Below are 17288 nucleotides of genomic sequence, written 5' to 3' on the forward strand. Positions count from 1 at the left end.
TTGATAATGCTTAATCAAACAGCTGGCTGATTATTTTTCTTTTTCTTCTCTATTTTTCTGACTTTGTTGTTGCTCTGACTGGTTTCTTTGCTGACTTTTCACTTCGGCTTCTATCCGTATATCTTTTAAAGACTTTCTTTCTTGTCTTCTTTTAGCAACAGCTTTCTTTAGTTCTTCTTCAAAAGCGGCATTTCCTTTAACTAGTGGCTCTGGTTTTTTTATTCCTTCCACTACTTGATCTACTAAACCTTTGGTATTTCTGTCTTCTTTTCGCTTAGCTACTGCTTTTTTTAATTCTGATTCAAAAGAAGTGTTTCCTTTAACTAGTGGTTCTGGTTTTTTTATTCCTTCCACTACTTGATCTACTAAACCTTTGGTATTTCTGTCTTCTTTTCGCTTAGCTACTGCTTTTTTTAATTCTGATTCAAAAGAAGTGTTTCCTTTAACTAGTGGTTCTGGTTTTTTTATTCCTTCCACTACTTGATCTACTAAACCTTTGGTATTTCTATCTTCTTTTCGCTTAGCTACTGCTTTTTTTAATTCTGATTCAAAAGAAGTGTTTCCTTTAACTAGTGGTTCTGGTTTTTTTATTCCTTCCACTACTTGATCTACTAAACCTTTGGTATTTCTGTCTTCTTTTCGCTTAGCTACTGCTTTTTTTAATTCTGATTCAAAAGAAGTGTTTCCTTTGATTAGTGGTTCTGGTTTTTTTATTCCTTCCACTACTTGATCTACTAAACCTTTGGTATTTCTGTCTTCTTTTCGCTTAGCTACTGCTTTTTTTAATTCTGATTCAAAAGAAGTGTTTCCTTTGATTAGTGGTTCTGGTTTTTTTATTCCTTCCACTACTTGATCTACTAAACCTTTGGTATTTCTGTCTTCTTTTCGCTTAGCCACTACTTTTTTTAATTCAGCCTCAAAGGAATGCTTAGTTTGAGGGAGAGCTGGCGGTGGAGGAATGATTGATTCCTCCACTTCTATTGATGGTTCCACTTGTTGTTCTCCTATAATGGTCGTTTCTCCAAAAGTAACGTGTTTTTCATTTTTAGAAGGACCATCAGTTTTTAAAATGCCTCTAGGTATTTGTGTTTTGGAATGAGTCAGATCTGCCGGAGTGACTACCTTATTTTCTTTTGTGGTTAACTCCATAATATTCGCCCCTTTTATTAATTGTTATCCTGAGTTACTTTTTCATATTCCCCTAAAAAAGGCTTTAATTCATATTTTGTTGTTCTTCTAATTGCATGTGGTATTCTTCTAATTGTTTTTGATACGCTTCAAGTTGTCGTTGGTACTCTTCTAGTTTTTGTTGCTCAGCTAATTGTCGCTGATATTCTTCTTGTGCTTTTTGCTGCGCTTCTTGTTGTTGTCTTGCAGCTTCTTCGGCTGCTTTTTGTGCTTCTTCTTGTTTTTTAGCTTCTTCTTCCGCTTCTTGTTGTTGTCTTGCTTCTTCAGCAACTTTTTGTTGTTCTTCCTGCTGCTTCTTTGCTTCTTCTGCTTGTTTTTTTGCTTCTGCTTCTTTGGCTACTTCTGCTTGTACTAGTTTGATTTTTTCAATTTTTTCAGAGAAATTTTGTTTCTGTTCCGTATTTTTGACTTGTTCAAGTGATTGCTCAACTTCTGCTAAGATTGAAAAATCAGCTGTTTTATCAATGTTGCCTTCTGAATCATAAAATTTATTCAGATTCGATTGAATTTGTGTCGCTAATTTGATTTGAGAAGAAGCATTTTCTAAAATTTGATCAATACTTTTTTTCCATTGATCAGCCACTTTCAAGTTCGTCACTTGATTGTTTATTTTCTCAATTTTACTTGATACAATCGATGCTTTTAGAGGTAAAGAAGCATTGATTTTCTCTCCTCTGATTGCTGTTTCATCTCCAACAAACAATTTATTGATAATCTCTTGAAGGTCCTTCTTATTTCTGATTTGTTGAATTTTTAACGCAGTTTCTTCAATATCTTCTTGGATTCTTTCGAGATCTTTTTCTGAAATATTTTTGGTTTCTTCTTTTTTATTTAGTGTTTCTTTGATACTGTCTACTGTCTTCGTTAATGTTTCTAAATCATTATCATTCACCTTTTCTGCTAAGTAACCTTGCTCGTTCATTAATTGGGCAAGTTTTTTTTGAATTAGTGTGATTTCCGCACCCTGGCTCTTTAAAATATTGACTTCTTTATAGTTTGTAGAGTCCGTCGTACTAGCTTGTTGCGTATTTTTCTGATAAAAGAATGCACAGAATAAAACGATTAGAAGAACGATCACTAAGACAGGCATCATGATCTTGATCCGTTTTAAATTTTTTAAAATACTACTGTCTTTAATAGTTATCCCTCCATAGTTTGGTTCGACTAATTTCGAGTTCGTTCAAGCGAAACAGTTCTATCCAGATGTTGATTAGCTTTGTTGGCCTTTTCAACAGCCTTAGATACAACTGCTTTTAATGATTGTTTTTGTGAATGAGCTCTGCTTTGAAATTTTTCTTTTTTTAATGAAATGGAATTTCTGGAAATACCTGGACTATCTTTTTTGATAGAACTTTTGTTGATTGTGGATTTTGACAAGTCCACTTTTCCAGTTCTACTAAAAATAAAAGCTTTAATTTTCTTGCCAATATCCATTAATGAGGTGAAAAGTTTTCGTAGCATTCCCATTGATTGCTTGGGCATTTTTTCCATCCCATTTTCAAGTTGTCTAATTTCTGGATCCTTTTCTGGACTAATATTCATTTGATTCACTCCTTAATTTGCTGTTTCTTCAGTAATTGTGACCGTATTTCCATTTTCATCTGTCGTCACAGTTATTTCTAATGGGGCATCTTCTTTTGTCGTTCCATCTTGTGTAAGTTGTACTTCAGATTTCAATTTTTCATAAGATGGCACCCATAAGAAGGTTCCTGTGTTTCCAGCTAATTCATAGGTTGACTCCCCTTCAGAGACTGTGAATGTTACTTCATCCACCTCACCTGATTCTGAAGTTCGTGAAATCTGATATGTTGATTTTTCTTCTTCTACTTCTTGTGAAATAATCCGATAATTGAAAGTATGTGATTCTTTTTGGCCATTCGGTTCTTCTTTGAGCTGCACATATTTATCTTGATAGAAAGTAATCGTAAACGTTGTATCTCCAGTTTTTGATTCCCAACTATTTTGATATAAAATATCAGACCATTTTTGGTTCACCAAATTGGTTAGATCCTCATCAATTTCTTCTTGTTGGTTTTCTGATTCTTTCAATAATTCTTGATTTGGATAAAGATAGATTTCCTCATTATCTTCATTTAGATACATCACAGTTTGACCTGATTTTGTCTGCAATTTAAATTTTTTGATCCCTTGTTTGTCATCTTTCAATACCATTGTATCGTCTGTTAAAGAATAGGTACCTTTACTTAACCAATCAGATGCCGTATAGCTACCATCTGATTTCAATTCAACGATCATATCGTCTGACCGATTAGAATACCACGTTCCTTGATAGACCACTGCATTTCTTACGGCATACTCACTAGAAGTTGTCACACGACTATTTTTTTGATTGTTTTGACTTTCTGCTGTCGCTTCATTTACTTTTTTTTCTCCTGCTAAGAGAGAAAAAATGATAATTACTACAACAAAAAAGAACCCGATAACCGATAAAATAGCCATACGTTTTCCTTCTTTTGTTTCCAAAATATTTTTTAACATTTTACTCCCCCCTTTTTTAACTATTCTTTAGTTGCATTGGTTAATCCATAACCAGAAATAGCTTGATTATTGATATCATAAGTGTTACGTTTGACTGTTCCACCAGAGTTTCCTTCGATTGTTTGAATGATATTGCCATCTGAATATTCGACAATCCCTACATGATCTTTCCCTGTCTTCGTGCCTTTCCAATCGAAGAAAATCAAATCTCCTGCTTGTGGTGTATAGTCCTCGTCAGTCGATTTATATCGCTGATTATTTTTGTACCAGTTGACCATATCAATCGTATTTCCTACTTTCGGTACTCTTCCTTGATCAAGATATCCTGCTTGGTTAGCCACCCAGGAAATAAAGATGGAGCTCCATTCCACTTCACGGCTAAAACCATACCATTTCCAATATCTAGAACCGTCGGAATTTCCAATTTCATCTTTTGCAATTTTTACCAACTCATCATCATCTTTCATAATATGTTGTGTAATCAAATCCACATAAAACATGTTGCCGTACTTATAGCGCCAATTGTAGCCACGTTGTTCTGCGATTGGATGTTTGTATTCTGTGATTTGTCGATTGCTTTTTTCGGCTGCAAAATCTTTTGCCCAATCAAACGAATAGTCAATATTTTTCGCTGCTAACCATGTTAAAAATCCACCGCCATAATTGTAAGCTTGAACTGCTGCATACTCACTTAAATTTAAACTTTTAGCTTGCCTTAATAATGTTGCTAAATAGCTTGTTCCTACATCAATTGATTCCTCTGGGCTATCGATGGTATTAGGATCTTTTCCTTGTGATTCACTCGCTTGCATAATATCTGGTGTTTGCTCATCTAAACCACCTGATTCTTCCCAAATAATGGCTAAAATCAAGTTTTCATAGCCAACGATCTCATATTTTTCAGCTGCTTTTTTAACTAGTTCACGCCATTTCGTAACATTTGCTGGTGGATTCAATAATTCTCCTGTCAGTCCACCACTTCCTGCATGATATCCAGTATTACTTTCATAATTAAAGGCAAGATCATCAAAGAAAATCGCAGGATAGTTATAGTATTTCCGATTGATTGGACGAACTTCTTTTACAGCCATTCGGAACTTACTGTTCGCGTATCCTAAAAGTTGGCCTCGTTTTACTTTTTGTCCTTTTTTTACTTGAATATCCTCAATATCCCAATAACAAATATCTTTCTTAATATTTGTCCATAACCATAAGCTGTTATTATCGACACCACCAATTGATGCATCTAATGTAGAATAAACTGGGACTCGTCCATTGACAGTAATCGTAATACCTGGATGAATCGTATTAGGATCTCTTCTTTGGTAGCCAAAATTCTCTGTAACAGTCGCAGTATTTCCTTCACCTAGCGGGCTATCAAGAAAAATTTTGTTTTCAAAACGATCCATATCTTGAATAGGATAATATCGGTCTTCTTGATCTTCCGTTAAGGTATTTGGATTTTCATCAACAAATTGTTGAAGTGTTTTTGCTGTAACATTTATGGTAGCGATATCCTGAGTTTCTTGTATCTTCTCTACTTTTTCTTCCCCTGAATCTGGATCAACAGTCGTAATCGTTTTTTCTGTATCTTTTGTTTCTTCTGTCACATTGTAATTAAAGGTATATTCGTGAATTTTTTCCATTTCACCTTTAATCGTTGTAGCACCGAAAATATTAGATGAATTTGAGATTTTCTTATCAATATCATAAACTTCGTATTTCGCATTTAAATAATACAAATATTTATCTCCATCAGATCGATACATAAACTGTTCTGGATCTGATGCTGCTCCATTGACAAGAAAATAAACTTTGTCTTTTTCTTCTTTTAATTGCTGATATCGCTCATAAACTTCTTTATTTTTACTAGCATCCAACCAAGTTACGTGTTGATAGGCTTGCGTAATTGCCATGTCTTCCGTCTTTATCGTGAACAAATCTACGATAAAGAGCCATAGTGCTAAGACTGCACAGACCACTGCAATCACCACGCTACAGATAGCAACGATAATGATGGATGTGCCCAAAATCGGGATAATCATGATAATTGCTAAAATAATCCCAAAAATATTTAAATTGCCATCATTATCTCGGCCAAATTTATCTAATAATTTTTGCAAAAATAAACCTTTTGCTTTCGATTTTTTTGACTTCTTTGAACTTATTTTTTTATCTAATTTCTTACGGAATTTGATTTTCTTCGATGCATTGACGGCTCGTCCTGTTTTTAGAATTGAACGCTTACCTTGCGCTCCTCCTGCTTGGGCAGTGGACAAATTTGCTGAAGTAGATGAACCTGTCCTGAAAAGCGAGCGTTTGCGTCCGCCACCTGGATTCAAGCTTTCTTTAGCTTTTTGAACTTCTGACCTCAGCAGATTCTTCTTCCGATCAAACCCAGGAGCCACTCCGCCCATTTTTCCAATCGGATTTCCATCATACATGCCTGATTTCTTAATTCCCTGAGCTCTTCTTAGCGCTTGTAATCTGCGTCGCCTATTTATTATCTGACTTCTTGCACTAGGTAACGATGTTTTTGAAAGAGAGGACTCGTTTCGACTGATCACATACCTCTTAGGCGTGGTTCCAGTCATTTGCTTCGTCTGAAAATCGGAGTATCGATTTAAGGTATACTTCCTACGGCCAGAATGACCGATTTGATAACTTCTTGTTCTCTCACTACTTCTACTTTCATATTTCAATGATTCATCCCTCATTTACCTCCTGATTTTCACCAGGTTTTGTTGACATCATTTTGTATAAATGAGTATGTTTTGGAAACTTATCATAAAATGGCAAGGTTGTATCACCATAAACGAGAAGTCCTGCTCCTTCATTGGTATTTATCATAAATTTCTCTTGTTCTTCTGAAATATCAAATAAGCGAATTAACTGCGTTCGGTCTGATTTTGCTTGATTGAGCATCATGACAAAATCACTATTGGAAAGCATCCGTCTCGCTAGATCAGATAGAAGTAAAGTCTCAACGTTCTGTGTGATACCCGTAGGGATTGCTCCCCATTTCCTGGCACGACTCCACAACTCAAAAAAGTAATTCGCTGCATAATCATTGGTGAACAACAATTGCATCTCATCAATGTATAACCATGTCCGAATACCTTTGCTTCTATTTTCTGTGATTCGGTTCCACACTTGATCTAATACAATAAGCATTCCCATTGTTTTAAGCTGTTTTCCTAAATCTTTAATATCGTAAACAACCAATCGTTTATTAATATCGACATTCGTTTCATTTGAGAAAACAGACAAGCTTCCTTCAATATAAATTTCTAAATCCATCACTAACAACTTAGCTTCTTCTTCTTGTTGCTGTTTTAGCAGATCATAAAAGTCTAGTAACGTCGGTTGTCGTTTGATCCCTTCTTGATAGAATTTTTCATATAAATGACGACAAACCCGGTCAATTAATGTTTTTTGTGTAGAAGTTAAGCCAATGGTTCCACCAATAATCAAATCAAACAAAGAAATCAAAAACTCAGATTTCATTACAATTGGGTCAACATCGTCTCCATAATGTTCGTTAATATCTAAAGGGTTAATATGCGTCTTTGAATCACTGGAGATTTTTATCACTTCACCCTTAAAATTTTCCGCAATCAATGTGTATTCTCTCTCCGGATCGATGATAATGACTTCATCTTTTTCGTCTCGGAGTAACACATTGACAATTTCTCGTTTCACAGAAAAACTTTTACCTGATCCTGGTGTTCCAAGTACAAACCCGTTTGGTGCTTTTAATTGTTTTCGGTCAATTGAAATGATATTTTTCGTAATGGCATTGACCCCGTAGTATTTTCCATTTTCCTGAATCAATTCAGACACTGTAAAAGGTAAAAAAATAGCTGTACTTGCTGTTGATAGGGTTCGATCTACTGGCATGAGGTTATTTCCAAAAGGCAAAACAGATTGTAAACTAATTTCTTGCATATAATCTAAAATAGAGAATTTAAAACCATACCTACGTCCAACTGAAAACACTTCTTCTTTGATTTCTTCAAGCAACCGATGTTCATGGGCATTGATATAAATCAAGCCTGTAAGTGAAAAAAGCTTCTGACCTTTATTCTGTAAATCATCGAGTAAGCTTTCTGCTTCTTTTAATGAATAGGTCAATTCATACGGTAACATGTCAAAATCATAACCATTTTTCAATGCTTTTTTCTGTTCATCAACTTTTTGTTGCTCCATAAATGCTAGCTTCGTACGAACTAAATCAAATGCATCAGATTGTTCAATTGGCTTGATTTGGAAAGAAATCAGTAATTCCCGTGGAATCTCCAATAAATCAAACAAAAATTGATCCGATAATTCTGATGGGTATTGTTCCAAATAAATTACTTGACCTAGTTCTCCATCTAATTCAATCCATTTTTTATTCTTTTTAAAATGGATTGAACTGGGTAATAACTGTGTTCGATCCTCCATTCTGGATGATCGGTACGTTTGATTAAAAATCTTAGCGGTTAAATGATTTCTTTCTTCTCCAGTCAAGCAATGAATAGAAGAACCAATTTTTTGAGAATAATTTTCAAAGCGATCCAATAACAAATGAAGTTCTTTTTTAGCAATTTCATAACTGCCATGACTTTGAGTAAAGGTAAAAATAATCGATTTCTTGTACCCATTTTTATCTTCTTCCACTTTTTCAGAAACAATTTGATTCATTTCATCGCGATAATGGTTAAAAGAATCATCTTTGTGAGGATATAGCACAATGCTTTTCAGTTCATCCGTATGTCTTTTTACTTTATTTAATGTCAGCTGCACATTTGTTCGTTGATCTAAAGAATTTAAAAAATCACAATAACGAGAAAAGATGTTAATCTGATTTTCTTCAGATGAAAGCTGATAATTGATATCGGCAATTTCAACAGATACTGAATATTTTCCTTCTTCTAAAAAACAGATGCCATCTTCATACATTTTTTCGTAAGGTAGAACACTTTGAATTTTCGTCATATCTTTCTTTACTTTTTTTCCTGTTGCTTTTTCACTATGTACTCGTTGTTTAAACATATTGAGCATAGCTATCCTCTCCTCTTCCTAAAAGTGACTATTTAGAGAATTGATGTTCTTTCGAGTTTTTGAAAGAACATCAATCAACTAAATGTGTCATGCTTCTCTAACTTCATTCATTTTATTTGTATTTTCTTTTTTAACTTTTTTCCCAGGATTTAAGTGGTATTTCAAAAAATATTTCATGAATACTTCAAACGCAAGGCCATGTTTTCTAAACCAGCCAAAAGAAACAACTGGAATTGAAAGAATAATCATGAACCAACTTGCAATGTCCATACTCATCCCTAAAATTTTGATCAATACAATACTTAAAACGATGTTTAACACAATCGCAACGCTCACACTTAAAAGTTGTTTCATACTCATGCCAGCGATGATTTTTTCTTTGTATTCTTTGATATCCTTTGGAACTTTTACTTCAATTGCCATAGTTTTGCTCCTCTTTGTAAATTAAACTTAGGCAGAAACAAGTGTTTTCGCCCAACCTTTTGTTTTATTGATCGAGAATAACAGAGCAATCATGTAAATTGTGATCCCCAGGATAATTCCCCAAACACCATTACTGTAGTTATTCAAAATTTCCTCAAAAATAAATGGATAAATCACTAGTACGAGACCAATAAAACAGGACTGTAATCCGGTAGCTGCAAAATTTTTAAAAAAGTTTTTCGCCAAAGATGAAAACTCTTGATTTGGCAAAGCACCCATTGGAATTGGCGCCATTGCGCAAAAGATATACAATTCTAAAAATCGTATGTAGATCGTTACTTGAATCAACACTCTGACAACTAACGCAGCTAAAAACATGATACAAAAGACCAGTAAGATCACTAATTGATCCCACCAAGCTAATGACTTAATCACCGCTTCAACACGTGCATATAAATCATTCAAATGACTTTGACCAGCACCATTCAAAATACTTCTTGTAAGTGATGATGTAATAGCAATGATTCCGTCCAAAATGACTTGAATTTTTAAAATAACAATATAGCATAAAACAAATTTGATGAATGCTTTAATGATCATTTCAAAGCCTAACGTCGCTGCGCCACCTGCACCTTCTACTTTCATCGAAATTTTTTGAAATTCCAATAAAATAAAAATAGCTAATAAGGCATAGGCAACTGGACCAACAACTGTTTTTTGCAAATCAATGACAAACACATATGCATTATACAAATATTGTTGTAAATCTAAACTCAGAATATTTCTTAAATCTTCTCCATTCAGATAATACATAATCTGTTTGAAGATGTTCATTACTGCTCCGCCCAATTAAGACACTCCCTTATTATTTAGCGACCCCCTACTAAAGAACCGACATCAAATGACGAACTGAACCATAGCGCAGCTACAAGAATCAGCATCCCGCCGACCACTTGCCAAATTGCCGTTTGTAACTGTGGTCCATTTTTATCTTTCAATGCACCAGCCATCATTACGATTCCCCAGATCAGCCATAATCCTCCACCAACTTGTGTAAACTTTGTAATCAAACTAAATACTTGTGACAGTAAGTCTGTATTTGACATTCTTTTTTACTCCTTTTCTATTTGACTATTTTTATTTTTGATAAAAGACATTTGACTATTTAATTTTGTTTATTGCACCTTCTCCCTATAAAAAAAAGATATGTATCATTTATACCTGATACACACCTCTTTTTTTTTCTCTTTTTTTAAAGATAACTATCGTTTTTATTCTTATAAACAAAATACTTGGATAGATCAACACGTTAACGTGATTCTCTAGTCGACAAATAAACAGTTGGTGTTGGTAAGCTTCCTAAACTACTGATTGAACTTAAGGAACTACTTCTAGAATGACGATCCAAGTTAGACATTCTACTTTTGCGTCCGTTATCTTTGAATCGTTTAGCTTTAACTGAATATTCACGTTTTCTGCTTGAATATTCTTGTTCCTTTGTTTGTTTTTCCCTCTCCATACATTTATACATAAAGCGCATAAACTTAAATGGTGCAGGAATAATTTTCACAAAAACTAACAAGATGATTTTACAAGCTAAGCGAAACAAACAGAACAATCCAGTAATCAAACAACAAACACTAGACATCATTTCCACCTCTTTCTTATTTAATGAATATATTTATGTTAGAAGTATTTTTTTCTTCATTTTTATTTCGTGGTATTTTTCTTTTTTTGTTCCTTGCTCCAGCAAAACTAGCGCAAATAATACTCTCTTGGCTTCGTAGTCGGTGTACTTCTATGAATTGCCAATCTTGATTGACCTAACGCTTGAGTTTTGATAGTAGCAAGTGTTTTAAGGGATGTGGTCTTAATTTCCACTGATGAATACCACCGTGTTCCCTCGACTCGATTTTTTAATAAACTCATTACATACATATCTGGCAACACCAAATCTGGTGTTGCTCGAGCAACCATATCCTTGGTGAAAGCTTCACTCAGACGTGAATTCAAATGTGGATAATCCACTAAAAACAATAATTTTTTTCTCAATTCTAACGTCTCTGCTTCTAAACATAACTTGAAATCTCTTGGTATGTTCGGAAGAGTCAATTTTTGTTGGTTCAGGTTGATCAAATACATATAATAATCACTTAGACAAAAATTTCTGTCATAATACGCAAGACATTTTTGTTTAAAAATTGAGCTAGATAACTCTTTTTTTGATGCTAGTTCTCGTATATCTTTGAAACGCTTGTATAAATTCTCCGTTGTATCATATGGTCCTCGATGTTTATCAAATGCCGAACGATTAGCTTTTAATTCACTATGGACATATACTCTCGAAACAAACGGGTACTTAATAGTTGCTTTATCTAATAATCGAATCCACCAATTTCTCATGCTCTCTTCCTCCACTTCTTTTTGTAATTACATGCAATTTATCTACTAAAATGATACGAAAAAACGTCAAACAAAAAAGATTTTTTTCAAAAAAGTTCTAAAATAAAAAAAGATGTTGTAATAGCTCACAGCATCTTTTCAGAATTATGATTCAACTATTTTTTAAACACTAAAAAAGAACGAAGACTTTATCAAAGTTTCACTCTTTTAAATTCTTGATTCAAAAAATGCTAATACTCCTAATTTATTAACCCACAAACGGAAAATTATTACGCAAGCTACGTTAATTTGACGTAGCTTGCTACTATAATATACCTTGCTGAAAAGCAAGTCGTTAGAGGTTTTTAAATCACAAAAAGATATAAAAAGTGTCATTAAGTCTATCCTATGGAATAGGAACCACAACCCCTGACATCGCTACTCCAGGACTTGTTGATAGCCTTGATCTTTAATGTTTTCTAACCATCTATCTAATAAGTGTTCGTTTGGCCTCATAGATTTCTTCCTCCTTCCGTCAAAGTTAATCTTATTATAAAACGTATGTTACCCTAATTCGCCTAATGTTTCTCGCAAAAAAATAATTTTGAAAAAACCAACCTTCCACCTAGCTTTCTATTTTACAAAAAGAGTCAGTGTAGTCCAGCAAAGGATTAACTATCGTTCTTGTTGTTGCTTCTGTTGCGGACTTTTTTTCGGCTTTGAGGCCATCTTCTGTCTTAGCTCTTTACAAAGAGATCCGAGACTTTTCTTCTTGCCTTTTTTATGTTGTTTCTGTTTATGTTCGCGCAATATTTTTTGTTTTAACGCTTCTGTCTTCATATCAATAGCAGATAATCTTTGGGTTTCTTGTGAGTGACTAGAGTAAGGCATTTTCGTTCGTTTAGGTTTTTGCGGGATTGGTCGCTTATATAAGTTTTCATAAATTGGTTCTGTTACTCCAGTTCGTCGTAGTTCTTCTTTCAATTGATGTGCTTCATTCTTCTCATTCTCTTTTCTTTTTCGTTTAAATGCTTCTCTTCGTTTATTTGGGGATTGACCTGATTTTCGTTTCTCTACATCTACTGGTACTGGCATTAAATATTCTCCTTTACACAAAAATATTTATTTTCACATTTAGTATAAACTACGAGAGGATCAAAAAACGGTACGAAGCAGATTATTAAAAAAAATAAAAAAAGTGAACTATTAAACAGGAGTAAGTAAACTTTTTTGAACGAAATTATCTAAAAAAGCAAGCTTCACTGCTTGCTCAAGCCAGTGGCTGTTGTATTCCCGCTAAATCAGCTATCAAGCGCTGCTTTTTCTTTTCTAATTGTAACCTTTTTTACTGGTCAACTGTCAATGTCAACACTTTGCATTGACCGTAATGGAACTATCCGAGAGCAAGATCAGATTAATTATTCGTTTTTCTAGTCTTGCTATTTCTTTTTTAATGCTCCACGTGCTCTTACGGAGTAATGAGTCGCTGCTTCTCCGTATCATTAGTTCCTTGTCAGACTAAATTCACAGCTTTTGACATATGTTCTTTTTTTAGATTTGTTTCTTTTTTTCTTACCTTTATCATGTATTTCCTTGATTAATTTATCTATACTATAAACTATAACGAAATCAAAAATTTTTTCAAAAAAACTCGCTTGCAAATGTTATAATCAAGTTAGCCACCTAAGAAATAAAAAAGCATCATAGTGAAAATCGTATATTATTGGGGTTCCTACACCAAACCAATAAGGAGATTTTCACTATGACTTGTATAAATTCTACTACACTTCGCTCAAAAGGAAAGCACCAAACTGAAATCAAACGAGAAAAAATCGCTGCTTGGCATGCCCAAAGGGTCTTAAATTGCCAAATCGCTAAGCGTATTGGTGTCGCTCCTCAAACCATTTAAAACGAAATCAAACGCAGGCAATTGAAACAAGTCAAGAAAATTAATAGCCGCACGCACTTTTCTGCCTACTATCACGCCGAATATGCGCAAACTCGCTACCGAACGAAGCGCCAAAAATGTCGCCCTCCTACTAAATTTTCACAAGTCGCCGCTTTTCTCGCATTCTTTGTCGAAGCATTCAAAGGAAGAGGCTTTTCGCCAGATGCCGTAGTGGGATTTGCCAAGCGTCATAACTTATTTTCACCAGATAAAATGGTTTCTACGACCACCTTGTATGCGTATATTGATGCACAACGCTTGGAGATTCGAAATATCGATCTTTTGATGAAATTGAGTCGTCGATCAGATCAACCAATCTTGAAGCGAAATCGTAAAGTCTTCGGTCAAAGTATCGAAGAGCGCCCTGCTTCGGTGGACATACGTACCGAGTTTGTTCATTTTGAGATCGACACCATAATTGGCAAGAGAAATGGCGCTGAAACAGCGTTATTGACGTTGACTGAGCGGATGACTCGCTTTGAGATCATTCGTGCGATTGACGGTAAGGATGCGGATTCAGTGACCTATACCCTCCGTCAACTGATGGACGAATATAGCTCGAATTTCTCGGAAATTTTTCGTTCGATTACGTCAGACAACAGGTCAGAATTTTCCCAGTTGAAGGAATGTCTGAAGGGATTCATTGCGGTTTATTTTACCCATACGTATTCTTCCTGTGAACATGGCACAAATGAAAATCATACTCGGGTGATTCGCCTATATCTTCCAAAAGGCGAGAGTATCGATGGCTATGCTCGTTCGTTTCTTGAAGGAATCGCAGACAAAATGAATCAACTACCAAGAAAAATACTTGGCTATGTCACGCCCAACTCATGGTCAAATCAACCCGGAAATTAGTAATAACAGGAGATTTTCATATTTTCGAAAAGTGGCTAATTTGTTCTTGAAATTTTGGGAAAAAACTCGCTAAAAAAAGCTCGATCGAATAATAAGAAATAAGCCTACGTGTAGACTATTCTAGAAAATAGCTGAATTTTCATCTTATCTCTATTACTTCGTCCATTGTAATCTCCCTAACAAAAGCTTTATGTAGGTGCTTGGACAAAAATAATTTGGTTAAACAAAAAGCAGTCATATCGAAGGCATAAAAACCTTAATATGACTGCTTTTATCGTATGCCAGCTATAGGGATCGAACCTACGACCTACGCGTTACGAGTGCGTTGCTCTACCAACTGAGCTAAGCTGGCGTTTCCAAGAAAAATTATAGTCGTTATGTTAAGAAATGTAAAGGGGTAATGTGGAAGAATTTTCTACTTTCATGATTTTTTTCAAAAAATGTGCTATAATTATAGATGAAAGGCAGGTTTTATGAAAATGGCAATTTTTGGAAAATTTGAAACAAAGGTCGAACCGTCAGAATTTGGAGAAAAATTTACCACTGATACACATGTTACCTTTATGATTCACGGAAAAACGCAAACCGGAACGATTTCCAAGCAATTGAAAAACTCTGCTGTTGTTGCAATTGATGAAACTAATGAGAATGCCGATTTGATGACCCAAAGTAAAGGCGTCGTCATTATCAATTACAAAGATATGAGTAAGATTTAGTTTTTTCAACCATCCATCAAGTGGATGGTTTTTATTTTGACTGAATGAAATACAAAAAATCTGGGAAAATCCCAGATTTTTTGTATAGCTGATTTTTCCTATTTAGTACCAAATAAACGGTCGCCAGCATCGCCTAGACCAGGAACGATATAGCCTTTGTCGTTTAATTTTTCATCTAATGAAGCAGTATAGATATCAATATCTGGATGTGCTTCTTGTAAGGCTTTAACACCTTCTGGAGCTGCAACAAGGCAAACAAATTTAATGTTTGAAGCGCCACGTGCTTTCAGAGCATCGATCGCCATGATCGCTGAGCCACCTGTCGCTAACATTGGATCAACTACGAATAATTGACGTGCGTCGATATCTTCCGGTAATTTAACGAAATACTCGTGCGGTGCCAATGTTTCTTCATCTCTGTATAATCCGATGTGGCCGACTTTAGCTGCTGGGATCAATTCTAAGATTCCGTCAACCATTCCAATACCTGCGCGCAAGATTGGGATAATGGCTACTTTTTTACCAGACAATGTTTTTTGTGTTGTTTCTGTGATTGGTGTTTCGATGACAATGTCTTCAAGTGGCATATCACGTGATACTTCATATGCCATCAGCATAGCGATTTCATCAACAACCTCACGGAAAACTTTTGTACCACAATTTTTGTCGCGAATAATCGTTAATTTGTGTTGGATCAATGGATGGTCGATTACTTGAAATTTGCCCATTTTTTTGTCTCCTTTTTCTCTCGTTTCTTTTTAATTGTAAAACAAAATCACTGACTTGACTAGTCTAACCCGTCATTTTCCTAAAGAAAATCAAAGAAATAAAAAAACAAAGCGGTGTTCTTTTTAAAATCAGCAAAAAATAACAAAAACGCCTGAAAATCAGACGTTTTTTGTTATTTTTCTAATTTATTAATGGATAAAGATGACAAAAAACAACTAGTTTTTTAGCCATTCTGTGGAAAGAGTCATTGCTGCTCGTGTCGCATTGGTTTGGTCCATCGCATTTACCATGACAAAATCATGGATGATCCCTTGGAAACGTACTTGCGTAACTTCCACACCAGCTTCACGAAGTTTTCTAGCGTATGCTTCTCCTTCATCTCTTAACACGTCCGCTTCACCAGTCAAGATCATTGCAGGTGGTAAACCTGTCAATTCTTCTTTACTTGCACGTAGAGGTGAGGCAGTGATTTCTGCTCGTTTCTTTTCATCTGTCGTATACTGATCCCAGAACCATTGCATCCCTTCTTTTGTTAAGAAGTAATTCTCTGCGAATTGGTTATAAGAATCTGTATCGAAATTTGCATCAGTTACAGGATAATATAGTAATTGTTTTTTGATTGGTAATCCTTGACGTTGCTTTGTAAGGATCGTCATCACCGTTGCCATATTCCCACCTACGGAATCCCCAGCGACTGTCAAGTTCTCAAGATCCAAGCCTTTCGACTCAGAAAGCTCCGCAAGTTTTTGCAAAATCGCGTAGTTTTGCTCGATGGCAGTAGGATATTTTGCTTCTGGCGAACGACTATACTCAGGAAAAATCACAATCGAATTTGTACGAACAGCCAATTCTCGAATCAATTTGTCATGTGTCTTGGCACTTCCAAATACCCAACCAGCACCATGTATATAAAATATGACAGGTAATTTTTCTACATTTCCTTCAGGACGGATAAAACGCACATTGATTTGTCCCCAATCATTGGTATCCATTTTCAAATCCTCGATATCCACAGGTAATTTTTCCACAGAAGAACTTTGAACTTCTTCTAGAAGATCACGCCCTTCTTCCGGAGGTAATTCATAGATACGCGGGTGCGGTGCATTAGCATCACTAAACTCAATTGCTTCTTTTTCTAATGAAATTCGATCAGTCATACGGATTCCTCCCTAAATTGAATGCAACAAATAAAATTACACCTCATATACTAGAGAGCAACCAGACAAAAGTCAAAAAATCAGATTGAAAGAGGTTGTGAAAGAAGCGCTCAGCACTAAGGCATAAGACAGAAAAATTAAAAATGGCTATTTCATTTTTTATTTTTTTGGCTTATGACCGAAGTGTTGCTTCTTGAACACCGTTTATCTAGGTTGTTAGCAAGCCGTTCAGCTCCAAGTATTAAGGCAACAATTGAGAAAATAGCTTCTCATATTTTTTCAATTGTTGTCTTAATATTGAAGGAGCTGGCTTGCGAACACCGTTTATCCAGGTTGTGAAAG

At 35.1% G+C, this 17288-nt stretch carries 15 protein-coding genes, 1 tRNA gene and 1 pseudogene; 2 read left to right on the top strand and 15 right to left on the bottom strand.

The features are described 5' to 3' along the window. Positions 1-30 precede the first annotated feature (30 nt). From IGJ95_RS11835 to IGJ95_RS11890, 12 genes are all read right to left on the bottom strand, one after another. Positions 31-1149 (bottom strand): hypothetical protein, encoded by a 1119-nt coding sequence (locus IGJ95_RS11835; RefSeq protein ID WP_438761963.1) that lies wholly within the window; start codon positions 1147-1149, stop codon positions 31-33. 64 nt (positions 1150-1213) lie between these two features. Beyond that, on the bottom strand, positions 1214-2281 hold the full coding sequence (locus IGJ95_RS11840) for a hypothetical protein (RefSeq protein WP_062806215.1): 1068 nt from the start codon (positions 2279-2281) through the stop codon (positions 1214-1216). A 71-nt stretch (positions 2282-2352) separates the two neighbouring features. Then, positions 2353-2730, bottom strand: a complete 378-nt coding sequence (locus tag IGJ95_RS11845) for a hypothetical protein (protein WP_062806214.1) — start codon at positions 2728-2730, stop codon at positions 2353-2355. A 12-nt stretch (positions 2731-2742) separates the two neighbouring features. Then, the gene (locus tag IGJ95_RS11850; protein ID WP_438761965.1) at positions 2743-3687 is read right to left on the bottom strand and encodes a hypothetical protein; all 945 of its coding nucleotides are present in this window, start codon (positions 3685-3687) and stop codon (positions 2743-2745) included. A 20-nt stretch (positions 3688-3707) separates the two neighbouring features. Next, on the bottom strand, positions 3708-6404 hold the full coding sequence (locus IGJ95_RS11855; protein WP_438761967.1) for a lysozyme family protein: 2697 nt from the start codon (positions 6402-6404) through the stop codon (positions 3708-3710). Then, positions 6394-8733, bottom strand: a complete 2340-nt coding sequence (locus IGJ95_RS11860; RefSeq protein ID WP_077151618.1) for a VirB4-like conjugal transfer ATPase, CD1110 family — start codon at positions 8731-8733, stop codon at positions 6394-6396. Before IGJ95_RS11860 ends, IGJ95_RS11855 begins: the two co-directional genes overlap by 11 nt. 87 nt (positions 8734-8820) lie before the next feature. Then, positions 8821-9156, bottom strand: coding sequence for a PrgI family protein (locus IGJ95_RS11865; RefSeq protein ID WP_062806211.1), 336 nt, complete (start codon positions 9154-9156; stop codon positions 8821-8823). A 27-nt stretch (positions 9157-9183) separates the two neighbouring features. Further along, positions 9184-9990, bottom strand: coding sequence for a hypothetical protein (locus tag IGJ95_RS11870; RefSeq protein ID WP_077151635.1), 807 nt, complete (start codon positions 9988-9990; stop codon positions 9184-9186). Between the two features lie 35 nt (positions 9991-10025). After that, positions 10026-10262, bottom strand: a complete 237-nt coding sequence (locus IGJ95_RS11875) for a hypothetical protein (RefSeq protein ID WP_077151619.1) — start codon at positions 10260-10262, stop codon at positions 10026-10028. 203 nt (positions 10263-10465) lie between these two features. Continuing rightward, positions 10466-10804, bottom strand: a complete 339-nt coding sequence (locus IGJ95_RS11880) for a hypothetical protein (protein WP_077151620.1) — start codon at positions 10802-10804, stop codon at positions 10466-10468. Positions 10805-10911: 107 nt separating this feature from the next. Continuing rightward, on the bottom strand, positions 10912-11559 hold the full coding sequence (locus tag IGJ95_RS11885) for a hypothetical protein (RefSeq protein ID WP_077151621.1): 648 nt from the start codon (positions 11557-11559) through the stop codon (positions 10912-10914). Between the two features lie 654 nt (positions 11560-12213). Then, on the bottom strand, positions 12214-12633 hold the full coding sequence (locus IGJ95_RS11890; RefSeq protein ID WP_077151622.1) for a hypothetical protein: 420 nt from the start codon (positions 12631-12633) through the stop codon (positions 12214-12216). Positions 12634-13300: 667 nt separating this feature from the next. Here IGJ95_RS11890 and IGJ95_RS11895 point away from each other — a divergent pair. After that, a pseudogene (locus IGJ95_RS11895) lies at positions 13301-14344 on the top strand (IS30 family transposase). A 279-nt stretch (positions 14345-14623) separates the two neighbouring features. On the opposite strand, the gene IGJ95_RS11900 reads toward IGJ95_RS11895, so the two are convergent. Next, positions 14624-14696: transfer RNA gene (locus IGJ95_RS11900), tRNA-Thr, on the bottom strand. Between the two features lie 121 nt (positions 14697-14817). Here IGJ95_RS11900 and IGJ95_RS11905 point away from each other — a divergent pair. Next, entirely contained in the window at positions 14818-15060 is a 243-nt protein-coding gene (locus IGJ95_RS11905) for a hypothetical protein (protein ID WP_438761971.1), read from the top strand. Between the two features lie 98 nt (positions 15061-15158). Here IGJ95_RS11905 and upp read toward each other — a convergent pair whose 3' ends face one another. Together upp and IGJ95_RS11915 are read right to left on the bottom strand one after the other, a co-directional pair. Further along, positions 15159-15788 (bottom strand): uracil phosphoribosyltransferase, encoded by a 630-nt coding sequence (upp, locus tag IGJ95_RS11910; RefSeq protein WP_010736621.1) that lies wholly within the window; start codon positions 15786-15788, stop codon positions 15159-15161. A 216-nt stretch (positions 15789-16004) separates the two neighbouring features. Beyond that, complete coding sequence (locus IGJ95_RS11915) at positions 16005-16946, bottom strand: alpha/beta hydrolase (RefSeq protein ID WP_066025792.1); 942 nt, start codon at positions 16944-16946, stop codon at positions 16005-16007. Positions 16947-17288: the final 342 nt, after the last annotated feature.

This window comes from Enterococcus sp. AZ156 (genome assembly GCF_051714165.1).
GTDB classification, from domain to species: Bacteria; Bacillota; Bacilli; order Lactobacillales; family Enterococcaceae; genus Enterococcus_B; species Enterococcus_B pernyi.